This window comes from Paenibacillus baimaensis (assembly GCF_025567575.1).
This window is the reverse complement of sequence record NZ_JAOQIO010000029.1, coordinates 1-774: the sequence shown is the minus strand read 5'-3', so window position 1 is coordinate 774 and position 774 is coordinate 1. Positions and strand designations below refer to the sequence as shown.

1 protein-coding gene is annotated in these 774 nt (G+C 46.7%); it reads left to right on the top strand.

The window, feature by feature from the left end; all coding sequences use genetic code 11:
• On the top strand, positions 1–219 hold a 219-nt coding region (locus OB236_RS10695; RefSeq protein WP_262683987.1), incomplete at its 5' end, for a hypothetical protein.
• Between the last annotated feature and the right edge of the window lie 555 nt (positions 220–774).

Sequence of the window (774 nt, the reverse complement as noted above, 5' to 3'; positions counted from 1 at the left end):
CAGTTGATAAGCCGACGAATGATGAAAAAACATTATGCACAAGGCGTTATTTCGGAGCTTCAGCAATTAGGGTATCCTTGTGAGCAAGCGAAGGCTGCTTTTTTTCGCCACTATAGAGACATGAAGCGTACGTTTGGACTTGAGCCAAATGTAAGCGAATTTGCTAAGTTGATCGATGAGTTTGAAAAAGCGATTGAAGCGCAAATACGACCCGAATGATCCAAATCAAATTTTGTGGGCCACCTTCGGGAAAGGGTTAGAAAATAAGTGAGTAAAGGCCGATATCGCTGCCCAAGAGCCGTTTGATTAAGCGGGCAACTATAAACTGGACCTGTGGAAGAAGCTAACCGCGTATGCAAGACGGTAGCTNTAGCTCTAGATCGACAAATATCTATGAAGAGCGATGATTAAACAGTCCATTGTGATCGGACGAACTGTGCAAAAGGCAAACTCCTAATGTTTGGGTGGTCCGTCGATGGCACAACTCCGCTGCATCTCACCTAGCGGGAGGCTGCGATGGCTGCTCGATGGCTTATCGCTTACACAACAGCAGGCGCATCCCCGCATTTCGCCGGAAGTGGCGACTTTATGGTAGCCGGTAGGTGAGGGCGCGTATCCTGTCGAATCTTTCTACTATATATGGATTTTGAAGAAGACATTCCGGAGAACTATCTCGTTCGAGTAGTAAAAGCAACTGTTAATCGGTTTAGTGACCAGATTTCCAATTCGGTCTACCCTGGTGGCGGCCGAGATAAATGAACAGTGAACGATCCT